Genomic DNA, 2594 nt, shown 5'->3' with positions numbered 1-2594 from the left:
TTATGGTAAGGGGGGTAATGATCAGCTCACCGGTGAAGATGGAGATGACCACCTCTATGGTGGAACCGGAGATGACCATTTATCAGGTAGTGCAGGCCAGGACTATCTTGATGGTGAGTCTGGGGATGATCACCTTGAAGGTGGAGAGGGTGATGATTCCCTCTATGGCCGAGCTGGTAATGATTATCTCGACGGCGGTAACAATGATGATCATCTCTATGGTGATTACGGTAATGACCAGCTGGTTGGTGGCGAAGGTAATGATTACCTCGATGGCGGCCGAGATGATGATCAGTTAACCGGTGGGACTGGTAATGACCGTCTCTACGGTGGCTATGGTAACGACTCGCTGACAGGTGGTATGGGTGACGACATCCTGAGCGGCGACCAAGGGGCTGATGATTATTACTTTGCCCAAGGCGATGGAAAAGATGAGATTCGGGATAACTATCAGGATCAGACTCGCCTATTACTGGCTGGCCTTGATCTTGACCTGATTACTTTCCGCCGTGTGGATGATGACCTGACTTTGACTTTCCGTGACAGTACTGAAGACAAAGTTACGCTCAAGTATTTCTTTGACAATGATTTGCCAAAGAGTGGTCTTACGCTGGTTGGTCCTGAAAACGTCACACAGGTTCTCGATAAAGCAGCGATTAACCTCAAAACACTGGAGGGCACGGGATTAGATGATGTGATTGAGGGTAACGACCTGGTGAATCAGGTGACTGCTCTCGATGGCAACGACCGTGTGCTGGGTTATGGCGCTGATGACGTTATCAGTGGTGGTGATGGCCAGGATCGTCTTCAGGGTGGTTTTGGAAATGACGTACTTTCCGGTGATAGCGGTGACGATTCCCTTGAAGGCGAAGCGGATGATGATCACCTGACTGGTGGGCTGGGCAATGACACCCTGACGGGCGGTGAAGGTGCTGACACTTATCATTTTTCTGCTGGAGACGGGCAGGATGTGATTCATAACTACGATAGTGAAGGCATGGACACTATTCGGTTTGCAGAGAGTGTTTCACCAGGCAGTGTCGCAGTATCAAGGGTTGGTGATGATCTGTTGCTCAGTTATGGGGGGAATGATCAGGTCACTGTTTCCCGGTTCTTCCAGGATGAAGGCCATTCCAGATACGCTCTGGATACGGTGGCGTTTGCTGATGGCACCGTCTGGAACAAAGAACTCCTGCTGGATAAAGCGCTGCTTGGAGATCTTGGCGATAACCTGCTCCGCGGTTATACGACAGACGATGTGCTTTCCGGTGATGCTGGCAACGATACACTGGTGGGCAATGCAGGTGATGACAGCTTGCGTGGCGGTACTGGCAACGACCGACTGGAAGGGGGCGTTGGCGATGACACCTATCATTTTGCAGCCGCCGATGGCAGTGACGTTATTGAAGACAGTGCCGGCATCGATACCCTGATCTTTGAAGACCTGAACGACGATGATGTGTTACTTCGTCGACAGGGCGATGATCTGGTCATTAGCCGTCATGCAGACAGTAATGACAGTGTTCGTATCCTCAATCACTTTACCGACCAGGCGGGTGTTGTCAGCCTTGGTGCCATTAATGTCATTACATTTGCCAATGGCACCCGCTGGAATACAGACGACATTCTGGTTCAGTCGGTCAAAGGCACTGAAGCTGATGATCAGATTCTTGCCCATGCTGAGAATGATGCGATCACCTCGTTGAGTGGAGATGATGTGGTTCATGGTCAGGGAGGCCATGATCAGATCGACGGCGGTGACGGAGCAGATACGCTTTACGGTGAAAGCGGCCGGGATGTTCTGTTGGGTGGTCAGGGCGATGACCGTCTTGAAGGTGGAGGTGACGATGACCGCCTGGAAGGTGGTGAAGGTGTCGATACCCTGTTCGGCCAGGACGGTAATGATCATCTTCTCGGTGGTGATCAGAATGACGACCTCAGCGGTGGCGACGGCGATGACCAGCTCTTTGGTGACGGTGGCAATGACACGCTGAACGGTGACTGGGGTGATGACACCCTATGTGGCGGCACTGGCGATGATGTGCTCACCGACCACACCGGTAATAACACCCTGCGTGGTGGTGAAGGTAACGACAAATTATCTGGCCGTGGTGATCTGTTTGGTAACGATGGTGACGACACCCTGGAAGGCAGTGGTCTTTTAGTGGGTGGCGACGGTCAGGATGTGCTGACTGGCCAGAGTGGCAGTACCCTGAAGGGGGATGCAGGTAACGATACCCTGATTGTGGACAGCCAGCCCTGGGAAAGAGGTGTTCTGAGTACCCTGGAAGGTGGCGCAGGTGATGACACTATTTATGGTGGTTTCACCGATGACCTGTACTTGTTTAATTTGGGTGACGGTGCTGACCGGATGATTGAACGGCGCCTGGGCGAAGCTTATAGCAATTATGACGCCTCTTTTGATGTGCTTCGTTTTGGTGAAGGCATTGCCGCCATTGATCTTTCCTATGCCCGTCGAGGGGATCATATGGTCATCAGCCACAGTAACGGCAGTGACCAGATCACCATTGAGAATTGGTTCCGGGAGCCTACCGAGCACTTCAAAATCAATAGTTTTGAGTTTGCCGATGGCA

At 52.0% G+C, this 2594-nt stretch carries 1 protein-coding gene; it reads left to right on the top strand.

Features of this window, described 5'->3' with window-relative positions; all coding sequences use genetic code 11:
- Window positions 1-2594: calcium-binding protein (locus ACO6VE_RS24250; protein ID WP_422464046.1), on the top strand; the 2594-nt coding region annotated here is incomplete at both ends.

It is taken from the genome of Endozoicomonas sp. ALB115 (genome assembly GCF_049310245.1).
Lineage (GTDB): Bacteria > Pseudomonadota > Gammaproteobacteria > Pseudomonadales > Endozoicomonadaceae > Endozoicomonas.
This window is presented reverse-complemented; position numbering and strand designations above follow the sequence as displayed.